Below are 26,224 nucleotides of genomic sequence, written 5' to 3' on the forward strand. Positions count from 1 at the left end.
GAATAATTTCAATAGTACAAACACCGTGTTAACGACGACGATTGGTGACGAAACCATTAGCCTAAAAGGTGATGCCAAGGCCAGCCTTGAGCCTTTAGCGTATCAGGCCAGCGTTCTGCTCAGCCCCGCCAATTTCCGCAAAATCGCCAAAACCCTCGCCATTAGCTTACCGGAGATGGCGCAAGCCAGCAGCCTGAGCAAGGTCGGTGTTAGCGCCACAATAAAAGGCGACAACAAGCTTGTTAGCGTTTCCGGCCTTAACGCCACTCTCGATACGAGCACCATCAGTGGCGACATCGGGCTGCCACTGGGCGAAGGCATGCTCACCAAGCTCGCGCTGAATATAGACAAGATTAATATTGATCACTATCTACCGCCGCCAGCACCTAAAGATCCCGCTCTCGCCAATAGCAAAGGCAAAGCCAGCGCGCCCGCACCTAGCAGCGACGAGCTAAACCTACCCAGAGAAATCCTGAACGGCTTGAACATAGAAGCCATTGTTAAAGCCGGTGAGCTCATCGTCAGCGAGCTCCCTTTCAAAGACCTTAACCTAAAACTGACAGCCAAGCAGGGCATGACTCGGCTTAGCCCCGTTAGCGGTGTGGTCTTTGACAGTCCCTTCAAAATCACGGCAGATATCGATACCCGTGCAACTGCAGCCAAGTTCCAACTTACAGCTGATAGCAAGCAACTACCTATCGGTAAAGTATTAACCGCACTCGACATTAGTCAGGAGCTTTCTGGACTCAGTGACGTTGATCTCAACTTAAGCACCAGCGGTGCCACAATCAGCGGCCTCAAAAAGAACCTCGACGGCAATATCGCACTCACCGCTCAACAATTACGTTTAAATAATATGAATATTGAGCGGGCATTCTGCCAGCTGGTTACTCGCTTACAACAGGAACCCTTCGACCCCAATAATTGGCCGCTATACAGCGACCTAAAAGAAACCACGACAAAAATCGTGATCACCAAAGGCATTGCCAAAATTGAACAACTCAATGCTGGGGTGACTAAACTCGCTCTCAAAGGCAACGGCAAAGTCGATTTAACCAGCGACAGTTTTGACGTCGTTCTGAACAGCCGCCTTGCCCAGGGTGATGAAGAGGCCATGGCCTGTAAAATAAACAATGCAAAACTACTAAACCGCGACATCCCGATTCGCTGTAAAGCGAGCTTTGACAGCGTGGGTGCCACCAGCTGCCTACCAGACTTCCGCGTGATCGAAGACATTGCCAAGGAAAAAGCCAAAAATAAAATTGAAGAGAAAACGCAGGAGTTGATTGACCGCAAAATGGGTGGCGAGAACAGTGAGGCCGCCAAACAATTGTTCAATCAGTTCTTCAAAAAATAAAACAACGTAATAGCGAAGTGAGAGCAAGAGGCGGGTAAGCCCCGTGCTCTCCCGTCTAATTTCGTCGTCCTTTGCGCGAGTTGATCACTTACTGCGCCACGCCCCCTAAAGCCCCATTTACTTGAGCTTACGACTATCTTCTTTACTGTTGCGACACTGCATTACGGTGGCGAGTGCGGCCTTATCGCTTTTGGTAGCACTAACTGCTGACTAATGAAATATAAGTTTCCAAGAAGTAAATTCCCGCTGCTGAGCACCGGCCACAGCTGAGCAAGTTAAATTCCCTGCCGCCACACTCAAGCCCACCGCCAAGCCAGAATGACTTGCGATACTGCCGGGCCAGTTGTTAGCAATTAACAGCACATATTCAAGGGTAGATTGACTCAAGGCTTGGCTGGCAGTGCGCGCCACCGCGCTGGGAATATTCGCCACGCAGTAATGAACTATTTCCGCCTCTATATACGTTGGCGCCAAGTGCGTGGTTGGCCGCGTAGTTGCAAAGCAACCGCCTTGATCCACGGCGACATCCACTAATACTGAGCCAGGCGCCAAGTATTGCAAATCTTCAGCACTCAACAATTTTGGCGCTGCGGCGCCGGGCACCAGTGCTGCGCCAATCACCATATCGACGTCAGCCAATAGACTCGGCATATCGAGGTTTTCGCTACCCTGCACCGTGAAACGGACATTGGCAAATTGCGTACGCAAACTCGCTCGGCGTGTTGCAAACGGCTCGATAAGCGTGACCTTAGCGCCCATACCCAGCGCGACATCAGCGGCATTGCTGCCCACCACGCCACCACCAAATATCAATACATGGCCAGGGTCTAAGCCGGCGACCGAGCCGAGCAAGACACCTGAACCGCCCTGTGCTTTTTCTAAACAATGGGCGCCGGCCTGCGTGGCTAAACGCCCAGCAATTTCACTCATGGGTTTAAGCAATGGCAAGCGGCCCTGGTCGTCAGTGATTGTTTCGTAAGCTATGCAGTTCGCGCCACTGGCAATGAGCGCGTCGGTCAAGGCCCGATTAGGCGCGAGGTGCAAATAACAAAATAGTATCTGCCCACGCCGCAGCCTAGCAACCTCTTCCGGCTGGGGTTCCTTCACTTTTACTATTAGTTCCGCCTGCAAATACAGTTCGGTAACTGAGGTAATTACGTGGGCGCCGACAATTTGATATTCATCGTCGCTGTAGCCGGACCCCAATCCCGCGCCCGCTTCTACAAAAACCTGATGACCTTGTTGAGTAAGTACCGCTACCGCAGGGGGATGTAATCCAACACGGTACTCTTGAGCTTTGATTTCTTTGGGTACACCGATCCGCATACGACTCCCGGTTAAATCAATTTGCCAAAACTAATACAAGGATAGACCCTAATGTTCTTTAATTAGCTCCCACTGACCCTCATGTTGAATGGCGCGAGATTCTTTCTCTAATTTAAGCAGATGCGCCAGTAAAGACAATTTGGCAATGGGGTGAATACTCACGTCTACGTCGCGATACGCCACTGCCACTAGATCATCGAGATCACCTTTAACGACCTCATTAAACGCGGCAAGAATCGTTGCTTCTCGGCCTAGGCGATGCGTTACTAAACGCTCAACCTCAGCGTGTGGCGTGTCAATTAAGCTGCCGTGCCCAGGCGCAAGATAACGCATGGGATAGTCGAGTAAAAGCCGCAGCGAATCGACATAGTCCGCCATATCACCGGCCGGGGGAATAATCACCACCGTTGAGCCCTGCATAATGTGGTCACCGGTAAAAACACAGCCATTGGCTTCATCGATAAAACAGTAGTGATTGGCAACGTGGCCGGGCGTATGAATTGCTCTAACTATATTGCCCTCAACCGTAAAGCAATCACCGTGACCAAGCCCTGAGGTTGGCGCAAAACGCGGATCTTGGTGGCCATCATCAGCAATGCTGGCGCCAATGACCGGCACACCGGGAAAGCGCAATTGCAGCTCAGCGGCCCCGGGCGAATGATCTGGATGGGTGTGGGTGGTGACAACGCGTTCGATCTCACCGCCCAAGTCTTTTATCGCAGCAACAATGGCCTCGACATGTTCAGGAATATCCGGCCCCGGGTCTAATACCGTGATCGATTTATTGCCCAGCAAATACGTATTGGTGCCTGGCCCTGTCAATACACTGGGGTTGGGCGCCACCAAACGATGAATACCCGGAAGAATCGTTTCCAACACGCCTGCTTGCATCATAAAAGCTTTCTCACACAAAAAAATCCGCCACTCGCGTGGCCATAAACTGTCACCGGCCAGATTAAGAGGGTCACTAGCTGATAGCAAGCCAGAAGATTAAAGCGCGGGGCAACGCCCAAAGATTGAGCAAAAAACACCCAGCTATTACTCATTTATGGTAAAGTGTGCATATACGCCATCAAATGACTCGCATAAACTGAGCCTTTCCGTTTTTACTGGTCAACAGAAAAGTACAGCAGGATACTTGTGAAGCGGCTATTCGCGATTTTATTCAACGCCGAGATACCCGAAATCGGTGAACGCTACCGCTGGCTAGCCAATGGCCTTGTCATTGTCTTTGTGCTTGGCTATAGCGTCGGTTTTTTACAACTCCTGCACCTCGGCGCCTACCTCGGCCCTGGCCTTGGCGACACAGTAAGTTTTCAACCCCTAATAGACAGCCTAACTCGCCTGTATGAAGACGAGCCTTTATTTTGCTATGCAGCCCTGGGCTTATTGGCATTTACCACCGTTTTTCGCCTGATCGTGATGCTGGCAGGCTACTTTTGGTATGAGCGGGAACAGGGGCAGCGTTACCCCATTCAATGGTTAGTGGTGTTTTTCCTGTGTAATATGCTCGCGACAGCAGCCATCCCCGTCATGCTTTTTGCGCTCGCCTTACTCGCTAGCTTAACGGGTCTCGACTTTAGCGTTGGCTGGCACTGGATCGAACTGAATGCCGGCTTGGCACATCAACTGGTCATGAACCACGTACCGACACTCATTCATGCGCCTGCGCCCTTAGCAGTTGTAGGTATAGCGGTGTTCGCGGGCTTCTTCCATTATTGGTTTCATCGACTCGGCCACAGCAGCCGCCTGCTGTGGTTGCTATTTCACCGCCCCCACCACATGACGCCGGGTCTGGTGCAGTCGACCACCCTCGCGGTATTTAGCGCGCTGCCGCTATTTGTGGTTTTAGTACTACCCTACAATTTAGTACTCGGCGCCTGTACCAAACTACTCAGTAGTGAGCCGCTGTACACCGAAATTATTATCTACAACTGCCTAATACTGATCCCCGAAATTTTCGGACACCAAACTGCACTCTATCGCCGCGCGTCACGCAGTCGGGTCATTCGTTTCGCGAGCTTTCTATCCGGCGGCGGCGTGTATCACTATATGCACCACTCCTCTGAACCGGAGCACTGCGGCCGCAGCGGCGCGGTAAACTTGGTCAATCTCGGCGGCGGCCCCATGTTTATTTGGGATATTATTTTTGGCACCTACTGCCCGCTAAGTGCCACCACGCCCCGCGCGGGCCTCAGCGGCCAACCCAGCCTGCACATGAATCCACTGCGTTTAACACTAGCTGGCATTATGCAGCTAACCAAGGAGTTAATGATTAATCCTAGCTGGGCAATAAAATGGCGGATCGTCACTGGCCGCTCTGCTTATCAGCCACCCTTAAGTCAGGATTACGCCATTCACAATAGCACAACGGCGACCGCACCCAGCCCACTGCCTGCTGGCCGTAGAGTTTATAATCTGCCTAATGCAGGGGCTGGCTTAATCGCCAGCGTAAGCGCAGGCCCAGCAATAAAGCCGCAAAGCTAAGTCCCGCAAATATACCTAGCCAAAAGCCACTCGGCCCCATAGCTGGCACCAGAATATTGGTCATTGCCAAGGTATAACCCAGCGGTAAGCCGACACCCCAGTATGCAAATAAGGTCAGTAGCATTGGGATTGTGGTGTCTTCAAATCCTCGTAAACAGCCGTTTGCAGTGACCTGAATAGCATCAGAAATTTGATACAGTGCGGCGAACAACAACAAATAGCTCGCTAGGGCGATAACCTCTGCGTTATCAGTATAAATTAACGGTATCCAGTTTCTCAGCAGCACCAGCACAACAATTGCAGAGCAACCGATACACAGCGTGATTTTGAATGACACCTTCACTGCTCGCAGTAAGCCCTCAGGGTCGCGCGCGCCCCTCGCCAACCCCACCCGCGTGGTTGCCGCCAAGGCAAAGCTTAAGGGCAGCATAAATACAAGAGAGGTAAAATTCAGGGTGAGCTGATGACCAGCAACAATCTCTGCACCGGCCTGGCTAATAAACAAGGCAATAATACAAAACACACTGACTTCAAAGAAGATGGTCATGCCAACAGGGAGACCCAACTTCAGTAAGTACGCAATCGTTTTCGGTTCCCAGTGCCATGGCGAAATGCTTAACCGCACATTCCGGTAAACGCGGTGCCGATGCACATAGACCAGCATCATCGCCGCCATCAACCACATCACGATCGCCGTAGCCCACCCGCAGCCGACCCCTCCCATAGCGGGAATACCTAGCTTGCCGTAGATCAACACATAATTAATTGGGATATTAACCAGTAAGCCAATCACGCTAATCCATAAAACTGGGCGAGTATGACTCAAGGCCTCAGTATAGCTACGCAATGCCAGCACCAGTGCGACGCCAGGCATACCCCAACTGAGGCCGATTAAGTAATCCACCACCAGTGGCCGCATGGTCTGATCAACATCCATAAACTCAAGCAAGGGGCCGGTATTACAAAGCAATATTGCGGAAAGGATACCTGCGACAACCGCAATAGTGACAACCTGGTGCACTAGGGGGTTTATACGCTCCAATTGCTTCGCGCCGACATGACGCGCCAGCACCGAGGTTGCACTCATCAACATACCGGTCATAAACAGATACACCGGCACCCAAATGCTTGCACCCACCGCCACGGCGGCCAAATCAAGGGCCGATACTCGCCCCGCCATCACCGTGTCGACGAAACCATTTGCCGACTGAGCCAGCTGGCCACCAAAGATCGGCAGCGCCAGTTTTAACTGGGCACTTAACTCCTGGCGGGATAATTGACGAGGAACTGAAGACATGGGAATTCCGAAGCAAAAAGCCGCCACACTCTAGCTCAGCAAGGGCCTTGCCGCAAACAATTGAGCGATAAAAAAAGGAAGCCGAAGCTTCCTTTTTTACGCAAAAACCAGCGGTATCAGACCATATTCTTGATCTCAACCACTGGATCAACCTCGGCATCATAATCAACGCCATCAATTTCAAAGCCAAACAAGCGCAAAAACTCGCGCTTATAGCCTGCAAAATCAGTGGTCTCAAGGAGGTTTTCTGTTGTAACAGCCTCCCACATTTTAGCAACAGCGTCTTGAATCTCTGGCCTCATTTCTAAGCCATCTGCGCGCAGTCGGCCCTCGTCATCACGAACCGGTGCAGCGCCATACAAGCTGTTTTTAAACAGGCCATAAACCTGTTCAATACAGCCCTCATGACTACCGTCCTCTTTCATCACTTTAAACAATAGTGCCAAATACAGTGGCATTACCGGGATCGCCGAACTCGCCTGGGTTACTACAGCCTTCAATACTGATACACGGGCATCACCACCTTTGGCGGCAAGGCGCTCGCGGATATTAATCACTCGTTTATCGAGATCCTTTTTCGCCGCACCGATAGTGCCGTGCCAGTAAATATCCCAAGTTAGGCGATCACCTAAATAGGTATACGCGGTGGTTTTGGCGCCGTCAGCGAGCACCCCAGCGTCGTCTAGGGCGTCAATCCACATCTGCCAGTCTTCCCCGCCCATCACCGCAACGGTATTGTTAATCTCTTCATCACTGGCGGCCGTTAAGGTGAAGTTTTCTATGGTTTCTTTGTCCGTATTGACACCGCGCTGAGTAACATCTTTACCAATTGGCTTAAGTGTCGAGTTATGCACAACACCGGTTTTAGGGTGCTGACGGCGAGGCGAAGCCAGACTGTAAACCACTAAGTCAACTTGGCCGAGATCAGCCTTTATTTGGGCAATGGTTTTTTCTTTAATGGCATCGGAAAAGGCGTCGCCATTGATACTCTTAGCATATAAGCCCTCAGCCTCAGCGAATTTGTGAAATGCAGCTGAGTTATACCAGCCGGCAGTGCCCGGCTTTCTATCAATACCTTCTTTTTCAAAGAAAATACCGAGCGTAGCAGCCCCTGCACCAAAGGCCGCGGTTATACGCGACGCCAAGCCGTAGCCCGTCGATGCACCGATAACCAAAACCCGCTTGGGGCCGTCACTGATTGCGCCCTGAGCCTTAACGTAGTCAATTTGCTGACTCACGTTGGCCTCGCAACCCTTGGGGTGAGTGGTTACACACATAAAACCGCGCACACGTGGCTTGATGATCATATAAGGGTCCCTGCTCCAAATTATTGAATTAAGATATTTCAGCGACGGGCATTATAACCAGCCTTATCCCCTCGCACTAATACTCACCGTCAACATAGTAATGCGATTACACTCTGTAAATGCGACAATTCCGCTGCAGGGAACGCGAACAAAATCTCAAAAATCGTGTATTTTTCACCACCCTGCGGCGCCCATATGTGGTAAGATTCAAAAAGTAACAACATTGTAACCAAAAGCACGAAAAACTATTTATGCGTAATAGATAACTTAAAATATTACGAATTAATAAATATAATCACCACAAAACCAAATTAATGCATTCATACGGAAGAGGCAGTCATGAATAAAAAAAGGCTAAAATCCCTAGCGGCAATCAGCGGTATCAGCTTGTCAGCGATTGGCTCACACGCCATAGCCCAAGAGAAATTCGCGCTCGAAGAAGTGATTGTGACGGCCCAAAAAAAGGCTGAATCGCTGCAGGATACGCCCATTTCCCTGACTGCTTTCAGCAGCGACCGCCTTGAAATAGAAGGTATTAGTAATCTCGGCGACATCGGATCCAAAGTTCCCAGCCTGACTATTGAGCCCTTCCCGATCAATAACGCTACCTTGCGGATCTTTATTCGCGGCATTGGTATCTCCGACGCCCAAATTACCCAAGACCCACCAGTGGGTATTTACGTCGACGGCGTTTATATTGCTCGTTCAACAGGCACAGCCCTAGACGTTGCTGATTTAGAACGGATTGAAATACTGCGCGGCCCCCAAGGCACACTCTATGGCCGCAACACGACCGGCGGCGCAATTAACCTGATCACCAAAAAGCCCTCCGCCGACATGTTTGAATTTAAGCAAAAGCTGACATTCGGCAATCGCGATCTATTCACCTCCAAAACCATGGCAAATCTGCCGGTCACGGACAATCTCGCAGTAAAAGTCGCGGCACTGCAAACCATGCAAGACGGCCATGTTGCCAACGATGGCCCTGGTGGTGACTTTGGCGATCGCAATGTCAGCGGTTTCCGGTTTGACTTACGCTGGGATATTAGCGATACCTTAGCACTCGACTACGCCTACGATAAATCTGACTTTGACTACTATAACACCCAGTATCAGCATGTTCGGGAGCGCACGCCAATCGCCGGCAGCCAGGCCGACCTCGTCGACGGTAGCGCCTACACTAGCTATTCCTCTACTCGCCAAAAAAGTGTCTCCACTATTGCCAATTTTGAGCAGTCGTCCACTGATATTGAGGGTCACGCTTTTACCCTGACCAAGGATTTCGACACTTTCCAGTTGAAATACATTGGCGCGTTCCGCGAGCTTTACGACCAATCTTATGCTGATCTCAGCGGCGGTAAAGGCTTAGAACCCGGCCAGGACCAGCACGGCATTGGCAATGACAGTAAATTGGTTTATCGCCTAGACTCAAATGAATACTGCGGCCAAGCCGCCGAGTTTGTCCTTGGCGCAGGACAGTGCCTGCCATTGGTCTACCCCAAGGTCTCCCAAGAGCAGTTCTCCCATGAACTGCAATTAAGCGGCGACGCCTTCGAAGGCAGCGTTGACTATATCGTGGGCGCCTATTACTTCGAAGAAACCGCTCAGGAAAACAACGGCCCATTGCATCATCAGCTAAGTGGCCCAGTGAACCTCAGCGCTTTAGCTGGTGGCGCCCTTCCTAACCTTAGCGCCTTGCTTGGCGGCCCCACCGCACCGCTAACAACATTCCGCGCCGTCAATATGCTGAGCCAGATATACGATATTGATAATAGCGCCGCCGCGGTCTTTGGCCAGTTCACCTGGACACCAAAAATACTGGAAGAACGCCTACACCTCACCTTTGGTGCCCGGCATTCTGAAGACGAGCGTAAAACCGTTAAATTCCAGCAAGATATGACTATTGCTGAAACTGCCGCGGGCGCAATCGACGTGTCCTTTGTTCAGTGTGGCAACGATCCAAGCAATGGCGACTGTCGCAACTTCGACAGCATTCCCGCTGGCCAAGACTTCACCAATGATTCCTTTAGCTTTGTTGCAGAGTACGATATTACCGACGATATCAACATCTACGGTAAGCGTGTAGAAGCCTATAAGTCTGGCGGTTTTAATACCCGCGACCCACAGCGCGACGGCAATCAAGGCCCCGCCACCGATGGCAATGACTACGGCTTTGGCTACGCTGACGGTTTCGACGCAGAATACGTCACCTCGTATGAGCTAGGCCTTAAAAGCGAATTGATGGATCGTCGCCTGCGTATCAATGCCGACGTATTCTACAGCCAATACGAAGACATGCAGCTGAACTTCATACTGACTGGCACGGTAGCAGACACCAAGGTTACCAATGCCGGTGAAGCCGAAATGTACGGCTTTGAAGCCGACATTACCTTTATGGCTACCCGTGACCTGCTGCTACTGGCGAATTATGCTTACCTGCACACTGAAGTCACAAAAGCTACCGACGTTAATGGCAATGACGCTTCAGATAAGTTTGTGTTTTTCTCCGCACCAGAGAACTCATTCACCTTGTCCGCAGATTACACCTTGTTCCAGGCCGACTGGGGTACTGCCAGTGCCAATATTAGCGTGAACTATATGGACGAGCGCAACGGCGGCTCCCGCGCGGAAAACGTGAAGAACACTCATCTGCGCCAGTACGAACTAGTCAATGCGCGTCTGAGTCTCACCGACATCGCTTTTGCCGAGGGACGCTTAGGCGCAGGCTTGTGGGCTAAGAACCTGCTCGATACCGAGTATGAGTTAACAGCGGTCGATAATTTACCGCAAGCTGACCGTTCCGTGATCTGGGGCGAGCCCCGTACCTTCGGTCTTGACCTGTTTTACGAGTATTAATCAAACTCATAAAAAGGCTGCTTCGGCAGCCTTTTTTATGTACTGCAAACAGATCATTTACCCCGCATTAGCTCCCCCGCACAATTTGTACTAGTTCACCCACCGGCACATATTCACGTAGACAATAAGTTTAATAGGTAGCCCCATGACTACAGTATCTAAATCCTCACCCAGCAAGCCCCGCAATAGCCGCGACATTCAACAATGGGACATCGACACCGACATTGCCATTATCGGCTTTGGCGGCGCCGGCGCTTCAGCGGCCATCGAAGCGGCAGATGCGGGTGCCAAAGTCACTATTTTTGAATTAGCCAGTGCCAGCGGTGGCTCTACCGCTCTATCTAGCGCCGAGATATACATGGGGGGCAATGGCGGCACCCCCGTTCAACAAGCCTGCGGCTATCACGACGACACCGAGAACATGGTGAACTACCTTAAGGCCTGCTTTGGCAATCAGGCCGACGACAGCAAAATTCGCGACTACTGCGAAAATAGCCTTAACCACTATCAATGGCTCACCGGCCTTGGCGTGCCATTTAAAATGAGCGAGCTCAAAGAGCGAGCCATTATGGCCTTAACTGACGACTGTTTACTCTTCACCGGCAATGAAAAAGCCTACCCTTTTACCGAACACGCTACGCCAGTCCCTCGCGGCCACAATCTTGAAGTGGAGGGTGATAATGGCGGCCCACTGCTCATGAAAATTCTTACCGAAGCAGTTCAGAGCCGCCACATTGAAGTGCACTACGATAGCCGTGCATTGACATTGATCTGCAACGACCAGGGCGACGTTGAGGGCGTGGTAGTTCGTATCGACCAGCAGGAAAAGACCGTTCGCGCTCGCAACGGCGTCATACTTTGCGCCGGCGGGTTTTGCATGAACGAAGAGATGGTCCGCAAATACGCGCCCACCTTTGACCGCGGTTTAATTCCCATCGGCAACCCTGGTGATACCGGTAGCGGAATTTTAATGGGGATGGGAGCCGGCGCGGGCACTACCAATATGCATGAATGCTTTGTCAGCCTACCCTATTATCCACCAGCCTCACTAACCTACGGTATTTTAATCGACGACAAAGCCCAGCGCTTCATAAACGAAGACTGCTATCACGGTCGGGTCGGTTACAACGCACTAATGGCCCAACGCAACGCGAAACGCATTTATTTTATAACCGATGTTGAAGGTTACGGCGATTACGAGAAAATGAGCTACCTCGGCGCACAAGTTGCCGGCACCGGAGACAGTGTGGTCGAGTTGGAGCAAGAACTCGAATTACCAGCTGGCAGCTTGCAACACACTGTTAACCAATATAATGCGGGGGCAAGCGAGGGGAAGGATCCTTTATTTCACAAAGCCGCGGCATGGCTACGGCCACTATCACCCCCGTATGTTGCCTTAGACTGCACATTAGGTCGCGGGCCCTTCTATCCTTTTTTCACACTTGGCGGATTAGACACCTTGCCCAGCGGCCAGGTATTAAATCCCGAGGGCACAATCATCCCCGGACTTTACGCCGCCGGCAGAACCACCGCTGGAATACCGAGAACTGCCGCGGGCTACGCCAGTGGTATGTCTGTGGGCGATGTCACTTACTTTGGCCGCCGAGCAGGCCAAAGCGCAGCGCAAAAGTAAGTATTAATCCGCACTTGCAGGGCTGCGTCGCAACGCTGCCCTCGCCTCTTCTCATTGATTTGCTACGAACAGAGTAGCAGCCTCGTCATTAGCTACCTATACTGTCTGCAACCCTGACGAAATATCGTAGTATCTATGTGGTTCAATTATTTGAAACACACTTTCGGCACGGTTACCTGAAAATCAATACTGGCAAAAAGCCCTACGCCATCAACAACGAGCCTAAGGCTTTTGCCTACAACTGGTTATTTCTGCACCCTATGAGTAATACGGACACCCACGAAACAGATCAGGTCGCCATTCTCACCGAGCAACATGTCCTTCAAAAAGCGGGTGGCCTCCATTGGTTTCACTGGTTGGTGGTCAGCCTATCACTACTGCTAACGTTAGGCGTTTGGCAATACTCGCGCGTGCAGGTACAGGAGAAAATCGAAAACCGCTTTAGCCGTGAAGCAGACCAAGTCATCACCTTGATTTCAGAGCGCCTACAAAAGTACGAAGACGCACTCTGGTCGGGCGTGGCAACCATCAGCTCCCACAACGGCGACATGAACAAGCAGCAGTGGCAAGTATTTGCTACCGAACTGCACCTACCGGTGAAATATAAAGGCATCAACGGTATTGGCGTTATCCACAATGTCCCTGGCGAAAAGCTCAATACCTATCTTCAGCAGCAACGCCAAATGCGGCCAAACTACAGAATTCACCCCCAACACAATAACGGCTACTTACTCCCCATAAGTTATATCGAACCAGAAATTGACAATTTAGCGGCGGTGGGCCTCGATGTCGCCCACGAGACCAATCGCTTAACCGCCGCCTTAAAAGCAAGAGATACCGGTGAAGCACAAATTACAGGCCCAATAATTTTGGTGCAAGATGCCGAGAAAACTCCCGGCTTCTTATTTTACGCACCTTTTTACGATAATTTAAAAACCGATAGTCTCGAGGAACGCCGCAATCAATTTGCTGGCATGGTCTATGCGCCGTTTGTGGTGCACAAGCTCATGCGAGGCACACTAGAGAAGAATCGCCGCCAAGTTGGCATTAGCATTAGTGACAATGGCGAATATCTCTATGACGAAAACAAAAAAAATGAAATAGACTTCGACCCAAATCCGCAATTCAAAAAAACCTACGCCATCGACGTTTACGGACGACAGTGGAATATCAATGTATGGTCAACTAACGCGTTTCGCAAAGAAACCCAAAACGCTCAACCAATGTTAATTCTCATTGGTGGTATCTTAATCGACACCATGCTCCTAAGTTTATTTCTACTTCTATCACGAGCAAACCGGCGCGCCCTAATGTTTGCCGAGCGAATGTCCGAAAGCTATCAACACAAAGCCCAAGAATTGCAAAAATCAGTTTCGCGCCTTGAAACTTCCAATGAAGAGTTAGCTCAATTTGCCTTTGCCGCGTCCCACGACCTTCAGGAGCCATTACGCACATTAAGTAATTTCAGTGAACTTCTAGAGGAAGAGCTCGCCGGTACAGAACAAAGTGAGCGAGTATTGCTCTCCGTTAAATTTATTAGCGAAGCCGCCGAGCGCATGCGTAATTTAGTCTTTGGCCTGATGTCTTACAGTCGAATTGGCCGCGCGCCGACCCTCACTCAAGTCAACTGCAATACACTCGTAACTCACGTCATTGCCGATTTAGACGCCGCCATTGACGCCCAACTCACCAACATCAGTGTCGGCTCCCTGCCCACTATTAGCGGCTACGAAACCGAGTTGCATATGCTATTCCTAAACCTTATTAGCAATGCACTTAAATTCAAGAAGGCTGACACTCAATTACAATTAAATATAGCCTGCGTTGATAAGGGTAAGGACTGGTGCTTTACTGTCAGCGACAATGGCATCGGCATTGAAACTGAATATCTCGATCAGATTTTTATGATATTTAAACGACTACACAGCCAAGACACCTACCCCGGCAGCGGCATAGGTCTAGCCAACTGTAAAAAAGTAGTTAATTTACATGGCGGAAAAATTTGGGTGGATTCAAGTTTAAACAAGGGTAGCACCTTCTGTTTCACCATTCCCAAGGTAATTATACTATGACCGGCAAACTTGAAAAAATTCTATTAGTCGACGATAGTGGCGCCGATAATTATTATCATCAGATGATTATCGAAAAAGCAAAAGTCTGTAAAGCAATAAGCAGCTATAGCCAAGCCAGCGATGCGCTGGATACTATTTCCGACGCAATAAAAAAAGGCCAGCGCCTGCCAGACTTAATTTTTTTAGATATCAATATGCCCGTTATTGATGGTTGGGAGTTTCTTGAGCGCTATGAAGCCATAGTTCCCCAAGACTCCCGCCACCCGGTGATTATCATACTATCTACGTCAGTGAACCCCATCGACCATGAACGCGCAGAGTCACACGCTTCTGTAACCGCGTATTGCAGCAAGCCGCTTTCCGCAGATAAGTTACAAGGTATCGTCGAGGACTATTTTTCTTAGGCTTCCCTATAACCCCTTCGCTTTACCCATGATAATTCTGCCATATACCGCCACAAGCGGCACACCACATACGCTGGCGCCTGCCGGCTAGTCGTTTTCATTAGCGCATTATCTAAATTGCTTAAAATCAGGCTTACGCTTTTCCATAATCGCCATAACGGCTTCGATATTTTCCGGGCTACCCGCCAAACGCGCCATGCCCTCAGTTTCGCCACCCATAGCAGAATGAATGGCAGCGCGGTGCACATTGCGCATTAACTTTTTGGTTTCAACAAGTGAGTTGACCGGCCATTGAGCAATTTCCCGCGCCTTTTCCATCGCCTTGGTAAGAACCTCCTCATCACTAAACTGAGCCGTGGCAATACCTAAACTGACTGCGCGTTCGGCATTAATCCACTCTGAGGTATACATGAGTTCTGCAGCTTTACGCGCACCAATAATGGCTTGTAATTGGTAGCTACTGCCCCACTCTGGCACCAAACCCAATGCGGTAAAGGGGAAGCGTAAACGCAGACTCTCGCCAACATAGATCACATCGGTATGCAGCAATAAGGTAGCGCCGCCACCAACGGCAACACCACAGGCGGCACTCACAACTGGCTTATCGAAATCCACCAACGCTTTTGCCGATATCGCAAAGGGATGCTCGCCATCTGACTCTGAAAAATCATTGAGGTCGACCCCGGAGGAAAAATCGCTGCCTGCCCCAGTGATGACCACACAGGCAACTGCGGGATTCTCTCCAGCGGCAATTAAGGCATCTCGAAACGCCAGCCACTGCTCATTACTAAAGGCGTTTTTTCTCTTGGGCCGGTTGAGGGTTAATAGCAATACGCCATCGTCGTCGAGTTGTTGTAGTACGGTGTCGCTCATTGAGGGCCTCAATTTGGGTTTGTTTTAATATGACATGGCGCCGTGTTATCACAACGCACAGGTTCTGAATTTTGCGTCAGACGTCTGACGTCGGACGTCCGACAAAGCCAGCCTTAATCATAAAATCGCACACAGTCGGCCAAGGCCGCCCGCTCTGTTCGGCAGCTATTCACTGGGTCACTGTTGTCTTCATAGCCGAAGGACAGTCCAAATAAAAGCCTATTACTGGGGTCGATACCCAGCTGCTCACGCACCAAGTCGCAGTTAAAACTCAAGGCAGTTTGCGGACAGCTGGCTAGGCCATGGGCAGTGAGGCTAAGCATGAGGGTTTGGGCATACATACCCAAGTCAGCGGCTTCACGCAGACCGAAGCCATCAGGCAAGAAGAGAAAAGCGACGTGGGGCGCACCAAAGAAAGTAAAGTTATTAGCAAATTGTTCGTTACGGGCCGCTTTATCATCGCGGCTAATACCCATTGCGCCATACAGTGTTGCAGCGGCGGCGTATTGCCGCTCTTTATAAACACCGGCGTATTTTCCGTCGTAGGGAAAATCCATTGTCCAGGCGCCGCTATTAAACGCCTGCGGAATTTTATTGCGTAAGCGCTCAATACTCTCGCCACTCGCCACAGCGACCTGCCAAGGTTGGGTGTTGCAGTTGGAGGGCGCCTGTTGCGCAGTGGCAAATACTGCCTCCAATATTGCACGGTTTACTTGCGCAGGTAAAAAGCTGCGCACCGAGCGGCGCTGCTGTACTACTGCTGAAAATATCGCTGCTGAGTCTGCCATCTTAATCTGCCTGTTTTACTGCGCCGTTCGCCAATAGCTCTGCAATTGCCGATACATCAAAGCCGAGCTGTTGTAACAGTGCGCGGGAGTCTTGCCCCTCTGCTATGGGGCCGTGTTTGAGTTCACCCGGCGTGCGCGAAAACCGCGGCGCGGGTGCCGATTGCAAAACGCCGTCACGGCGCACGAGATTTTGACGATGCTGATTATGGGGATAGGTCTCTGCCTCATCAAGATCTAAGACCGGTGCAAAACAGGCGTCGCTACCCGCAAAAACATCACACCACTCTTCGCGCGTTTTCTCTAAAAAACGCGCTGCCATCGCCGCTCTGCGCTCAGGCCAAGCCGCTTTGTTCATTTGATTGAGGTAGTCTGTCCCCCCAAAATCAAGCTCGAGCTTGTCGAGCAACTGTGCATAAAAATGAGGTTCTACTGCGCCTACGGACACCGATCGACCATCTTTACAGAGATAATTTCGGTAGTACGGCGCGCCGCCATCCAGTAAATTTTGCTCGCGCTGGTTCTCCCAAAAGCCAATGCCCTTGAGTCCGTGAATAGTGCTTAGCAATGAAATTGCGCCGTCGCAGATAGCCGCATCGATAACTTGACCGCGCCCAGATTGATGCCGCTCCAATAAAGCCGACAATATTCCCAGCAGCAAGAACATCGAGCCGCCGCCCAAATCGCCAATCACGTTGAGGGGCACGGGCGGCGCCTCATTGGCATTGCCAAAGCTGTCGAGCATTCCGGTTATAGCAATGTAATTAAGGTCGTGGGCGGCGGTTGTGGCCAGCGGGCCATCCTGTCCCCAGCCAGTCATTCGCGCATAGACTAGGCGCTTATTGCGCTGAGCACACACTTCCGGTCCTAGCCCCAGCTTTTCCATGACACCGGGACGGAAACATTCAATAAGCACATCGGCGGTTTCTAGGAGCTGTAATACAATATCGACCGCCTCAGGCTTTTTGAGATCAAGGGCAATAGATTGCCGCCCCCGCGCCGTTACATCGCCGGGGTTATCACCCATTCCACCACCGCTGGCTCGGTCCACACGAATAACCTCGACGCCCAGATCTGCCAATAACATACAGGCGTAGGGAGCAGGACCGATGCCTGCCATTTCAATAACGCGGATACCGCTTAGGGGGCCGGACATTGGAGAAAACCTTCGGTTGAGTCGGACGTCGGGCGTCTGACGTCGGGTGGCAAAACACGCAAAATATTACGCGCCAGACGAATTGCGTCGGACTTCAGACATCCGACGCCAGACCAAGCCTTACTCGCCCTTAAATACCGCTGGACGCTTTTCTTTAAAAGCACGCATACCTTCTTTGGCATCTTTAGACGCGAATACTGGGCCAGCTAGTTCATCTGACTTTTGCATGGCTTCATCTTCACTGAGGTGCTCTGTGTGCTCACGCAGCGAGCGCACCACTGCTTTCACAGCCAAGGGGCCGTTAGCGCAAATTTTTGCGGCAAATTTCTTGGCTTCATTCAGGGTTTCACCCTTGGGCACCACCCGGTTGATTAAGCCAAACTCCAATGCCTGCTGGGCGCTGACACGATCACCAGTGAGCAATATTTCTGCCGCAATGCAGTAGGGAATTTGCTTACGCAGGCGAATAGTTGAGCCCGACATAGGGTATAGGCCTCGAGCCACTTCGGTAACGCCAAAGATGGCGTCTTCCGCTGCGACGCGAATATCGGTGCCTTGCAGTATCTCGGTACCACCGGCCAGCGCAAAGCCTTCTACCGCCAGAATAATAGGCTTGCATGGGCGATTTTCGCGCAGCAAGGCCTGCCAGTGCACATTAGGTACCGTGGCCATAATCGTCATGAATTCTTCAGCGGTGGCTTGGTCGCCATCGGGACCGACTTTTAAATCCATACCGGCGCTAAAGGTATCACCCTTGGCGGTGATAATAGCGCAATAGAGATTGTCGTCTTCGTCTAATAAGCGCCACGCCTTGTACATGCCAAGCAGCATTTCTGAACTAAAGGCATTTTTAGCCTCAGGACGATTCAAGGTCACAATTAATACATTGCCCTCTTGTTCAACCAGGCAGTGTTTGGTGCTGATGTTTAATTCTGTTGGCATATTCACTCCGTTTTATTATTGCTAGATGCTGAACGGGAAATAGGAGACGCAAAACCCGATGGCCATGTGAGCTTCTTCTAAGCTCAGCGTCTACCGTCTCCCGTCAAGCCTCTCCCGCCTACGCTACGGCGCCTTTACCGCTCTCAGCAAAGGCCTTAGCTGTTTTGTAATCCGGCTTGCCGCTTGGCGCACGTGGCAGCTCTTCAATAAGGTGTATTTCGCGGGGGACTTTATAGCCCGCGATATGTTTACGGCAGTGTTCTTGCACATTATTTAAATCCAGCGTTACGCCTTCTCGAGCTTGAATGACGGCGCTAACACGACTGCCCCATCGGTCATCAGCAAGCCCGACCACAAGGGCATCAAAAATTCCCTCATGCGCTTTAAGTGCAACTTCAACTTCTTCTGGGAAGATTTTCTCTCCGCCGCTATTGATGCAGTTAGAGCCACGACCAAATACAGTTATTGAGCCATCGTCCTCAAGCTTGGCGGCGTCACCAGTCAGCAACCAGCGCTTGGCATCCACTTCCAAGAAGGTTTTAGCGGTTTTAACGGGGTCATTGTAATAGCCCATTGGGATATAACCCGCGCGGGCGAAAATACCGGTTTCTCCCAATTCGGCATGGCGTGGTGCCTTGCCCTCTTCCTCAACAATGACATCCATATAATCAGTTCGGCTGACATTCCCCAAACCGGAAGCGGTTTTTTTACTGCCATTGTCCATACCCATTTGGCCGCCCTCAGAGGAGCCAAAGGCATTGGTGATAAAAACATTAGGGAAAAACTTTTTAAAGGCGTCTTGTTTGGCCTCAGAGAAAATCGCACCACCAGAGCCAACATTAAATACATTGGATAAATCCCAGCGATCTGGATTTGCCGCCAAGCTGTCCAACAGCGGAATAGCCATAGCGTCACCAACTATCTGGACCGCATGCACTTTCTCATCGGCAACAATTTGCCAAACTTGTTCACCATCAAAAGAGCGATTGTGATTCAGAACCAAGGTATTCCCGGCCAGTAATTGAATACAGGCGTACCACCACGAAGCGCCGTGCATCAATGGCGCTAAGGCGATGCCGCGCAAAGGGTTTTCCATCACGCGCTCACGAATGTCCTCAGGCTTTTCGCATGGCCCCAGTGGCGAGAAGTGACCACCGCCACCCATCGCCGCAAAGAATACATTCTTGTGGGGCCACATTACGCCCTTTGGCATACCTGTAGTGCCGCCGGTATAGAGAATAAAGTAATCCTCGTCAGCGCGTTCGCCAAAATCACGCGCCTTACTCTGGGCTTCGGTAGCCTTGTGATAATCGACTGCACCAATAAGAGACAAGTCTTCATTGGTTTCGTCGGCCACCGAGACAAAGATATTCAGCTTTTTAGCCGCATCACGCACTTCAGCAATGGCGGGAATAAATTCGCGATGGTGGATACACGCCACCATGTCGGCGTTATCAAAAATATACAGTAGCTCGTCTTTAACATAGCGATAATTTACGTTAATAGGCACTGCACGAATTTTAAAACAGGCGAGCATCGCTTCCAGATACTCACTGCAGTTATACATATACAAACCGACATGATCACCGGCTTTTACGCCCTGTGCCGCGAGATAGTGGGCCATTTGATTGGCGCCCGCATCTAACGCAGCAAAGCTGCTGCGCCGGTCACCACAAACCAGTGCCTCGCGCTCTGGAACCTTGTCGGCAACCGCCTCGAATAAATCAGCAAGATTAAAGTGCATTCCCATAAGCCAGTCCCTTCTTATTTTCAGGCGGTACGTCGCCGCGCCCTGCAGTTTTGTGTGATTGCTACCGCAGCCGTCGATCAAGACATTTCTGACGTCGATCAACAGCCACGATACGTGTACTCAAAAAAGCCCAATGTAGCAATCAGCGCTGGCGGTGACCATCCTCCCAAGAGACGAGGTCCTGGGCCAGCGTTATTAACACATAGGATTAAGGCTTATCAGCACTCACAACCCACATCGCATAGAATTGCGCACCACCGCCATAGGCATGCCCTAGGGCCGTTTTAGCGCCATCGACCTGATGCCCATGCGCTTCACCGCGCACTTGCTGAGCTGCTTCTGCGAAGCGAATCATACCGGACGCACCGATCGGATTTGACGACAATACCCCACCAGAGCAATTCCAGGGAATATCGCCACCCTCTATTAACGAGGTCGCGCCGCTCATGGTTAACTCCCAACCCTTACCGACATCGGCAAAGCCAAGATTTTCCAACCACATTGGTTCGTACCAAGAGAAAGGTACATAAACCTCAGCGCAATCAAGGTCTTTGCGAGGGTTATGAATCCCCGCTTGGGCGTAAACATCTTTGGCGCAGTCGATACCAGCTTGAGGATTAACCTGCTCGCGACCGGCATACATGGTGGGCTCAGAGCGCATCGCGGTACCGCGAATCCATGCAGGTTTACGAGGCGACTTCGCAGCCAAATCTTCATTGGCAATAATCATTGCACACGCACCATCAGAGGAAGGACACGCTTCCAAAAAGCGCAGCGGCTCCCACAGCATGGGGCTGTCTTCTACTTCTTTCATCGTGATATTTGGCAGCTGCAAATGCGCCAGGGGGTTTTTAGCACCGTGCAAACGATCCTTCACCGCAACTTTAATGCCCGCGTCATAGGGCGCGTTTGAGCGACGCATATATTCACGAATAATTGGCGCAAAATAACCACCAGCACCGGCATTTAAATGCGGCGAAAATGGCTGAGGGTTAGACAACGCCCACATCGCGTTTGACTCGGACTGTTTTTCAAATGAGACAGTCAATATGCGTTTAAACACGCCGCTCTGCACATAAGAAGCCGCCACAATGGCAGTAGAGCCGCCTACCGAACCAGCAGTATGTACCCGCAGCATAGGCTTACCGTTACACCCTAGGGCATCAGTGAGATACAGCTCAGGCATAATAATGCCTTCAAACATATCCGGCGCTTTGCCGAGAATAACGGCATCAATGTCATCCCATGTCAGCTCAGCATCCTCAAGTGCGGCGATAGCCGCCTCGCGCACTAAGCCGGCAATAGATACATCTTTGCGTTTCGTCTTATATTTAGTTTGGCCTACGCCAACAACCGCTGCTAACTGGGCCATTATTTCGCCTCCAATACGGTAACCAAGTTTTGTTGCAGGCAAGGCCCTGAGGTGGCATGAGCAACACCGCGCTTAGCTTCGCCACGAATAATTCGCATAGCGACTTCACCAATACGAGACAAGCCCGACGCCATCATCACATTCCCTGCTAACACGCCACCAGAGGGGTTTATCACAGTTTCCTCACTCAGCCCCAAGGCTCGCTTGAGAATAATTTCCTGATGACTAAAGGGCGCATAAAGTTCTGCGACATCGACTGGACCGTTGCTCACGCCAGCGGCTTCGCCAGCAATTTCAGTTGATACTGAACGGCTTAAGTCACGCGAACCGATGTGATGCGTTTCAATACGATGATCAATGCCTTTTATCACTGCATAGGGCTTACCCCACTCTTCGGCCTTTTCGACAGTGCAGATTATCATTGCGCAGGCGCCGTCAGAGATTGGGCAGCAGTCATGACGACGCAGCGGCGACATATACATTGGCTCAGCCAATAGACTCGTCGCATCACCATCACTTTTTAGCTGGGCATAGGGATTACTCAGCGCATTATTACGCGAACGAGCGACGACTTCGGCCATATCAGTTTCAGTAATATCGCCCGAATCCAACATAGTACGCGCTTGCATGGCCGCAAACGCAATCGTATCTACCCACAGCGGCGCTAGGTAGTAGGGGTCTAACTGTTGAGACAGAACAATTGGCAATTCACCGGGCGAGGACTTACCGAAACCATAAAGTAAGGCCGACTCCGCGCTGCCCATTTGAATTTTCAACCAAGCCTCATAAAGGGCCCACGCCGCGTCCATTTCAACGTGTGATTCTTTTATTGGTGGCACCGCGCCTAGCGCATCGACGCCAGAAACAAAAGCGAACGCCGCGCCCTGCTGGTAATCGCAGCTACCTGAACAAGTAAAGTCGACATCTTGGGCATTGGTGATCCCAGCCTGCTTATAAACTTCCTGCAGCACCGGCATTATTAATTCTACTTCGTTTTGCGCCCCTGCATCGCGCTGGCATTGGGATTGCGCAAAGGCAACTATCGCAACATCACGCATCTTATTTGCCCTCTTCAATTAATTTACCGATATCGCTAACCGCCATATCCGGCTCGTCGATCGGCTTGAAATATCTGATGTTTTCCATGGCGTAGCCCCACTCTTCCTCAGGTTTCCACACGGCTTCAACCCGCATACCAATACGCACATCTTCGTTTTTACATTCACTGAGCAAGTGTAAGAAGCTTAAATTTGCGCCGTCCAAGACCAAATTAGCAATAACATACGGGGGCTTGATCGGGTTGCCAGGAATTGGGATATAAACAATGGTAAAGGACTCCACTGTGGCTTTATTGCCAAGCACGACTTCTTCGACCGTTGGTACGCCACAGGCTGCACAGGAGCCACGCGGAGGAATATAAACATTGCGGCAATTTGGGCAGCGCTGACCTACCAATAGGCCTTTTTTAATGGAGTGTAAATACTGCGCCGTCGCCTTGCCCGCCGTGAAGTTATAGGTAAGGTAGATTGGCGCTTCCATGCCGGTAATGGGATCGGTCGCGTCATTGGGTTTTAACTCACCCAGCAGGGCTACCGCTTCCGGTACAAAGCCATTGATATCGGCCATTAGCCCCTTGGTTTCCTCGGCCCAGCGCACTTTGACACGCATGCCGGTGCTCATTGCAGCCTCGTCACCAGCGTCAACCCAGTGCAGCATAGGGGTATCAGCGCCGTCGAGCTGGATCATTGCCCACGCGAAAGGCTTATCACAGGGATGCGCTTTACGGGGGTGACTTACCCAGCACCAAGTTTTTACTACACCACTGTCCGGAAGCTCGACAAATTCAGTCAGGGCCTCAGCACTGACCGGATCAAACTCAACAGGGGGCATAAGTACCTTGCCATCACTGGCTTTAATACCTACCATTTTGCGCTCACGCAATGAGGTCAGGAACTGACCGACAATTGGCCCTGTCGAACGGGTATAGGTATACCCGAGGGTAAAGGCCTGGCTAAGCACTTCAGCCGATTCAGCCATCTGATTTCTCCTTCACGGTTAAATACGATAAATTCCGACGCGTGCCTAGATTGCTAACAATCACTGTTGTTACAACAGCTTCGTCTAGAATGAGATATTCTAGAAGGAGTATCTCTGGGCCACCAAAAACAGACAATGTCGCTGCTGATCAAGTCGCTGACAAAAACGATCATCCAAACTTATAGGATCGATAATGGCCGCAAAAACCCCCTACCAACACCGCAACCCCATTATTCGGTATGCGCTGCTCACCCTGGGCTGGGTTTCCTTTGCACTTGGCATGATTGGTCTGCTGCTACCTGTCGTGCCTACCTCGCCTTTTTTACTGCTTAGCGCGGCCTGCTTTTTACGCAGTTCACCGCGTTTTTACTTCTGGCTGACCGAGCACCGCTGGTGGGGCCGCTATATTCGCTATTTTTTGGACGGTCAGGGCATTCCACGACGCATTAAAGCGCTAATACTCTGCATGCTGTGGATTATGATTTTGAGTAGCGCTTTTTTAATCGTAAAGATTATGTGGGTTTCAGTGACGATGATTATTATTGCGGGGGCGGTTTCGGTTTATATTATTAGGCTGCCGGAGCCGCAGGAGTGACGACTGCGGGACGGGAGAGGCTAAAAGCGTCGGGTGTCTGAGGTCGGACGTCGGACGTCGGACGTAAAGGCTTTCCTTCCAGACGTCAGACGTCCAAAGCCTTAGCCATATTCGCAGCGATACTGCTCGCTACGCGCTTGGCACGCTCGGTCTTTTCACCGCTAAAGTTCTCATCAGCCGTCACTATAAAATAGTGCAGCCACTGTTCGAAGTCACTTGCCCGCAAGGCCTGTTTGCCATGTAACTGCCGATGTATATTCATGGTGTGGCGCTGATACTCATTGTCGCCCAGTAGCAGTTTTTGCCAATACGCTTTGATACGAGGGAAGTGTTCAGCGATGTCGATATTGGCCACATCAATAAATATCGGGGCCAAGCCCGGATCGCCTAGCAGACGAGCGTAGAAGGCCTCGACAAAAGCCGCGATATGCTCAGGGCTATCGAGATCAGGCTTGCGCGTATTTACTGGAGATTCAGACATAATAGATTTAGATATAAGCTAGGAGCTTAAGGTTCACAGCCTAAGCTCCGATTGCGGCTAAAAATAGCCCTGCAACTTACTTCTTCTTGCGAGACTTTTTCGCTGTAAATGTCTTCAGGCGTTGCTTGTGCTCAATCTGCCTTTTAGTGAGCACGTTCTTTTTGCCTTCGAAGGGGTTTTCTGAGGTTTTATACTCAATTTTGATAGGCGTGCCCATCATCTTCAATTCACGACGGAATACCTTTTCCAAATAACGCGTATAGCTAGCGGGGACTTTTTCAGTCTGGTTTCCGTGAATAACGATGATCGGCGGGTTCTGTCCACCGGGGTGGGCGTAGCGTAATTTAATACGGCGGCCATTGATCATTGGTGGTGAATGACCGTGTACCGCGCCTTCCAATATAGTGGTGAGCATACGAGTTTGTAATTGCCGAGTAGCCGATTCATAGGCTTTCTCAACTGATTCATAAAGATGGCCGACACCAGTACCGTGCAGCGCGGAGATAAAGTGAATCTCAGCAAAATCAATAAACTGTAAACGGCGATCTAATTCACTTTTGATATGATTTTTCTGATCTGCGGTGAGGCCGTCCCACTTATTGATTGCGACGACCACCGCACGCCCAGAATCGACTACTTGGCCAAGCAAATGCAAATCTTGATCAACGATGCTTTCGCGGCCGTCCATCACGAGAATAACAACATGCGCGTCGTCTATCGCCTTAAGCGTTTTAACAATAGAGAATTTCTCTACCGCTTCGGAGATATGCTTACGTTTACGAATACCCGCCGTATCGATCAGCGTGTAATCTTCACCCTCGCGCTGGTAGTTTATGTATACACTGTCTCGCGTCGTACCCGGCTGGTCGTAGACCACAACACGGTCTTCCCCAAGCATGCGGTTAACCAAGGTGGATTTACCCACATTAGGCCGGCCGACTACCGCAATTTTTTTACCCGTCGCCAGCGAGGCCTGCTTGTCTTCCGCCTCTTGGGGAAACTTAGCCAGCACATCATCCATTAAGGCGCGCACGCCCTTACCTTGAGTGGCGGTTAAAGGGTAGATATGTTCCGCGCCGGTTTTGTAAAACTCAGCCTTCGCCACTTCGGCGTCAACGCCATCGACTTTATTGGCTACAAAGAATACAGGTTTAGAACAACTGCGCAGGTGCTTGATCAAGCCTTCATCAGCCGGCATTAAGCCGGCGCGGGAATCCAACATAAGCAATACGGCATCAGCCTCATCAATGGCCTGCATTGATTGCTGCGCCATCGGGCCGTCTATGCCTTCTTCATCGCCATTGATACCACCGGTATCAATAACGATATAGCGACGATTGCCATGACTGGCCTCGCCATACTTGCGGTCGCGGGTGAGACCGGGGAAATTAGCCACCAATGCATCACGGCTTTTCGTTAGCCGGTTAAACAGAGTTGATTTGCCGACATTGGGTCGGCCTACCAAGGCGATTACTGGAACCATAATATTTTACA

The 26,224-nt window shown here is 50.8% G+C and carries 21 protein-coding genes; 7 read left to right on the plus strand and 14 right to left on the minus strand.

What is annotated here, in order from left to right:
- Positions 1-1,357, plus strand: a 1,357-nt coding sequence (locus ABYT30_RS03390) for an AsmA family protein (protein WP_373095219.1), incomplete at its 5' end; no start/stop codon positions are given.
- Between the two features lie 210 nt (positions 1,358-1,567).
- On the opposite strand, the gene ald is transcribed toward ABYT30_RS03390, so the two are convergent.
- Together ald and ABYT30_RS03400 are read right to left on the minus strand one after the other, a co-directional pair.
- The gene (ald, locus tag ABYT30_RS03395) at positions 1,568-2,683 is read right to left on the minus strand and encodes an alanine dehydrogenase (RefSeq protein ID WP_373084518.1); all 1,116 of its coding nucleotides are present in this window, start codon (positions 2,681-2,683) and stop codon (positions 1,568-1,570) included.
- A gap of 48 nt (positions 2,684-2,731) precedes the next feature.
- On the minus strand, positions 2,732-3,577 hold the full coding sequence (locus ABYT30_RS03400; RefSeq protein WP_373095221.1) for an MBL fold metallo-hydrolase: 846 nt from the start codon (positions 3,575-3,577) through the stop codon (positions 2,732-2,734).
- 246 nt (positions 3,578-3,823) lie between these two features.
- On the opposite strand from ABYT30_RS03400, the gene ABYT30_RS03405 reads away from it, so the two are divergent.
- Positions 3,824-5,170 (plus strand): sterol desaturase family protein, encoded by a 1,347-nt coding sequence (locus ABYT30_RS03405; RefSeq protein ID WP_373079797.1) that lies wholly within the window; start codon positions 3,824-3,826, stop codon positions 5,168-5,170.
- Here ABYT30_RS03405 and ABYT30_RS03410 read toward each other — a convergent pair.
- Together ABYT30_RS03410 and fabV are read right to left on the minus strand one after the other, a co-directional pair.
- Positions 5,106-6,467, minus strand: a complete 1,362-nt coding sequence (locus tag ABYT30_RS03410; protein WP_373079799.1) for an MATE family efflux transporter — start codon at positions 6,465-6,467, stop codon at positions 5,106-5,108. The genes ABYT30_RS03405 and ABYT30_RS03410 overlap by 65 nt on opposite strands.
- A gap of 116 nt (positions 6,468-6,583) precedes the next feature.
- The gene (gene fabV, locus ABYT30_RS03415) at positions 6,584-7,774 is read right to left on the minus strand and encodes an enoyl-ACP reductase FabV (RefSeq protein ID WP_373079801.1); all 1,191 of its coding nucleotides are present in this window, start codon (positions 7,772-7,774) and stop codon (positions 6,584-6,586) included.
- Positions 7,775-8,113: 339 nt separating this feature from the next.
- On the opposite strand from fabV, the gene ABYT30_RS03420 reads away from it, so the two are divergent.
- The 4 genes from ABYT30_RS03420 to ABYT30_RS03435 all read left to right on the plus strand — a co-directional run bounded on the left by ABYT30_RS03420 (position 8,114) and on the right by ABYT30_RS03435 (position 14,739).
- Positions 8,114-10,630, plus strand: a complete 2,517-nt coding sequence (locus tag ABYT30_RS03420; protein ID WP_373079803.1) for a TonB-dependent receptor — start codon at positions 8,114-8,116, stop codon at positions 10,628-10,630.
- Between the two features lie 145 nt (positions 10,631-10,775).
- Positions 10,776-12,263 (plus strand): FAD-dependent oxidoreductase, encoded by a 1,488-nt coding sequence (locus ABYT30_RS03425; RefSeq protein ID WP_373095224.1) that lies wholly within the window; start codon positions 10,776-10,778, stop codon positions 12,261-12,263.
- Between the two features lie 137 nt (positions 12,264-12,400).
- The gene (locus ABYT30_RS03430; protein WP_373095227.1) at positions 12,401-14,335 is read left to right on the plus strand and encodes a CHASE domain-containing protein; all 1,935 of its coding nucleotides are present in this window, start codon (positions 12,401-12,403) and stop codon (positions 14,333-14,335) included.
- Positions 14,332-14,739 (plus strand): response regulator, encoded by a 408-nt coding sequence (locus tag ABYT30_RS03435; RefSeq protein WP_373079807.1) that lies wholly within the window; start codon positions 14,332-14,334, stop codon positions 14,737-14,739. The genes ABYT30_RS03430 and ABYT30_RS03435 overlap by 4 nt, the downstream gene beginning before the upstream one ends.
- Before the next feature lie 108 nt (positions 14,740-14,847).
- On the opposite strand, the gene ABYT30_RS03440 is transcribed toward ABYT30_RS03435, so the two are convergent.
- From ABYT30_RS03440 to ABYT30_RS03475, 8 genes are all read right to left on the minus strand, one after another.
- On the minus strand, positions 14,848-15,612 hold the full coding sequence (locus tag ABYT30_RS03440; protein ID WP_373079809.1) for an enoyl-CoA hydratase-related protein: 765 nt from the start codon (positions 15,610-15,612) through the stop codon (positions 14,848-14,850).
- Positions 15,613-15,725: 113 nt separating this feature from the next.
- On the minus strand, positions 15,726-16,400 hold the full coding sequence (locus tag ABYT30_RS03445; protein ID WP_373079810.1) for a nitroreductase: 675 nt from the start codon (positions 16,398-16,400) through the stop codon (positions 15,726-15,728).
- A gap of 1 nt (position 16,401) precedes the next feature.
- Entirely contained in the window at positions 16,402-17,553 is a 1,152-nt protein-coding gene (locus tag ABYT30_RS03450; RefSeq protein ID WP_373079812.1) for a CaiB/BaiF CoA transferase family protein, read from the minus strand.
- 120 nt (positions 17,554-17,673) lie between these two features.
- Positions 17,674-18,495, minus strand: coding sequence for a crotonase/enoyl-CoA hydratase family protein (locus ABYT30_RS03455; RefSeq protein ID WP_373079814.1), 822 nt, complete (start codon positions 18,493-18,495; stop codon positions 17,674-17,676).
- A gap of 118 nt (positions 18,496-18,613) precedes the next feature.
- Positions 18,614-20,245: an acyl-CoA synthetase gene (locus ABYT30_RS03460; RefSeq protein WP_373079816.1), complete on the minus strand. Its 1,632-nt coding sequence runs from the start codon at positions 20,243-20,245 to the stop codon at positions 18,614-18,616.
- A gap of 208 nt (positions 20,246-20,453) precedes the next feature.
- Complete coding sequence (locus ABYT30_RS03465) at positions 20,454-21,617, minus strand: thiolase domain-containing protein (protein ID WP_373079817.1); 1,164 nt, start codon at positions 21,615-21,617, stop codon at positions 20,454-20,456.
- A complete protein-coding gene (locus ABYT30_RS03470) occupies positions 21,617-22,675 on the minus strand; it encodes a thiolase domain-containing protein (protein WP_373079819.1) in 1,059 nt (352 codons plus the stop codon). Before ABYT30_RS03470 ends, ABYT30_RS03465 begins: the two co-directional genes overlap by 1 nt.
- A gap of 1 nt (position 22,676) precedes the next feature.
- Complete coding sequence (locus tag ABYT30_RS03475) at positions 22,677-23,654, minus strand: Zn-ribbon domain-containing OB-fold protein (RefSeq protein ID WP_373095230.1); 978 nt, start codon at positions 23,652-23,654, stop codon at positions 22,677-22,679.
- Between the two features lie 193 nt (positions 23,655-23,847).
- Between ABYT30_RS03475 and ABYT30_RS03480 the strand changes: the two genes are divergently transcribed.
- Positions 23,848-24,249, plus strand: coding sequence for a YbaN family protein (locus ABYT30_RS03480; RefSeq protein WP_373079821.1), 402 nt, complete (start codon positions 23,848-23,850; stop codon positions 24,247-24,249).
- Between the two features lie 85 nt (positions 24,250-24,334).
- Here ABYT30_RS03480 and ABYT30_RS03485 read toward each other — a convergent pair whose 3' ends face one another.
- Together ABYT30_RS03485 and der are read right to left on the minus strand one after the other, a co-directional pair.
- Positions 24,335-24,730 carry a group III truncated hemoglobin gene (locus tag ABYT30_RS03485; protein WP_373079823.1) on the minus strand — a complete coding sequence of 132 codons (396 nt, stop codon included), beginning with the start codon at positions 24,728-24,730 and terminating at the stop codon, positions 24,335-24,337.
- A 76-nt stretch (positions 24,731-24,806) separates the two neighbouring features.
- Positions 24,807-26,213, minus strand: coding sequence for a ribosome biogenesis GTPase Der (der, locus tag ABYT30_RS03490; protein WP_373079825.1), 1,407 nt, complete (start codon positions 26,211-26,213; stop codon positions 24,807-24,809).
- Between the last annotated feature and the right edge of the window lie 11 nt (positions 26,214-26,224).

The organism is Zhongshania sp. (assembly GCF_041623545.1).
Taxonomy (GTDB): Bacteria; Pseudomonadota; Gammaproteobacteria; order Pseudomonadales; family Spongiibacteraceae; genus Spongiibacter.